General features: G+C 54.6%; 1 tRNA gene and 2 rRNA genes (1 of these 3 running past the window's edge). All 3 read right to left on the bottom strand.

The annotated features are described in order from the left end of the window. Nucleotides 1–45: 45 nt before the first annotated feature. Nucleotides 46–122, bottom strand: a tRNA-Met gene (locus EOD07_RS15560). Nucleotides 123–435: 313 nt separating this feature from the next. Beyond that, nucleotides 436–550, bottom strand: a 5S ribosomal RNA gene (rrf, locus tag EOD07_RS15555). Between the two features lie 137 nt (nt 551–687). Then, nucleotides 688–2,401 (bottom strand): 23S ribosomal RNA (locus EOD07_RS15550) (it continues 1,084 nt past the right edge of the window).

Genomic DNA, 2,401 nt, shown 5'->3' with positions numbered 1-2,401 from the left:
GGCAAAAAACCAAAAGAGCCCGCGCAAGGCGGGCTCTTTTGGTTTTGGTTGCGGGGACAGGATTTGAACCTGTGACCTTCAGGTTATGAGCCTGACGAGCTACCGGGCTGCTCCACCCCGCGTCACCTACGAGCAAGCGTTTGCTTGCGACTACGAGCAAGCGTTTGCTTGCGACTACGAGCAAGCGTTTGCTTGCGACTACGAGCAAGCGTTTGCTTGCGACTACGAGCAAGCGTTTGCTTGCGACTACGAGCAAGCGTTTGCTTGCGAGCTTAGAGGTAAGTTTTTGCTTACCGGATTCAATGGGTCCGCCAAATGAAAGGGCCGCTTGCGCGGCCCGGGCTCCCGTTTGGCGGGCCTTATATCGTAGAGAGAAGACTGGTCTCCTTCCTGAATCTTTTTGATCCGGATTTGAGGTGAACGTGCGCTTTGCAGACCTGGCAGCGACCTACTCTCCCGCGTCTTGAGACGAAGTACCATCAGCGCTGGAGCGTTTCACGGCCGAGTTCGGAATGGGATCGGGTGCAGCCGCTCCGCCATAACCACCAGGTCGGCAAAACGCACGTTCAAATCGAGAAGCTGTTCAAGCGCGATCCGAAGGATCGTCGCAGCGCGATCCGAAGGATCGTCGTTTTTGTGCCGGCGACAATCCTTCGGATTGCGCCTTGATGGATATAAGTAATGAGAACGATCAAGCCTATCGAACTATTAGTACCGGTAAGCTTCAAGCGTTGCCGCTCTTCCACACCCGGCCTATCAACGTGGTCGTCTTCCACGGTTCTCAGGGAATACTCGTTTCAAGGTGGGTTTCCCGCTTAGATGCCTTCAGCGGTTATCCCGTCCGGATATAGCTACCCTGCGATGCGGCTGGCGCCACAACAGGTCCACCAGAGATCCGTCCATCCCGGTCCTCTCGTACTAGGGACAGATCCTTTCAATATTCCTACACCCACGGCAGATAGGGACCGAACTGTCTCACGACGTTCTGAACCCAACTCACGTACCGCTTTAAATGGCGAACAGCCATACCCTTGGGACCTGCTCCAGCCCCAGGATGCGATGAGTCGACATCGAGGTGCCAAACAACCCCGTCGATATGGACTCTTGGGGGTCATCAGCCTGTTATCCCCGGCGTACCTTTTATCCGTTGAGCGATGGCCCTTCCACGCGGGACCACCGGATCACTATGACCGACTTTCGTCTCTGCTCGACTTGTCAGTCTCGCAGTCAGGCAGGCTTATGCCATTGCACTCAGCGAACGATTTCCGACCGTTCTGAGCCCACCATCGCGCGCCTCCGTTACTCTTTAGGAGGCGACCGCCCCAGTCAAACTACCCACCATACATTGTCCCGGACCCGGATAACGGGCCGCGGTTAGACATCCATAGTAATAAGGGTGGTATTTCAAGGGTGGCTCCACCTGAGCTGGCGCCCAGGCTTCAAAGCCTACCACCTATCCTACACATGCCACTACGAATGCCAATGTAAAGCTATAGTAAAGGTGCACGGGGTCTTTCCGTCTAACCGCAGGAACCCCGCATCTTCACGGGGAATTCAATTTCACTGAGTCTATGCTGGAGACAGCGGGGAAGTCGTTACGCCATTCGTGCAGGTCGGAACTTACCCGACAAGGAATTTCGCTACCTTAGGACCGTTATAGTTACGGCCGCCGTTTACTGGGGCTTCGATTCAGAGCTTGCACCCCTCCTCTTAACCTTCCAGCACCGGGCAGGCGTCAGACCCTATACGTCGCCTTGCGGCTTCGCAGAGCCCTGTGTTTTTGATAAACAGTCGCTACCCCCTGGTCTGTGCCACCCTCCTCCACTTGCGTAGAAAAGGGTCACGCTTCTTCCGAAGTTACGCGTGCAATTTGCCGAGTTCCTTCAGCATAGTTCTCTCAAGCGCCTTGGTATACTCTACCTGACCACCAGTGTCGGTTTCGGGTACGGTCTATAAGGAGGAGCTATTTCCTGGAACCACTCCGCTGCCCGTTCAATCCGATAAGATTGGACAACTTGTGTGATCCGTCACTACCTCCAGGCCCACGAATATTAACGTGGTTCCCATCGACTACGCGTTTCCGCCTCGTCTTAGGGGCCGGCTAACCCTGCTCAGATTAACTTTAAGCAGGAACCCTTGGTCTTTCGGCGGGGGAGTCTCTCACTCCCCTTACGTTACTCATGTCAGCATTCGCACTTCTGATACCTCCACCGCCCCTCACGGGTACGGCTTCATCAGCTTACAGAACGCTCCGCTACCGCTCGCATTACTGCGAACCCTAAGCTTCGGTGTATGGCTTTAGCCCCGTTACATTTTCGGCGCAAAGACCCTTATTTAGACCAGTGAGCTGTTACGCTTTCTTTAAATGATGGCTGCTTCTAAGCCAACATCCTGGTTGTTT

The organism is Mesorhizobium sp. M2C.T.Ca.TU.002.02.1.1, assembly GCF_003997225.1.
This window is presented reverse-complemented; position numbering and strand designations above follow the sequence as displayed.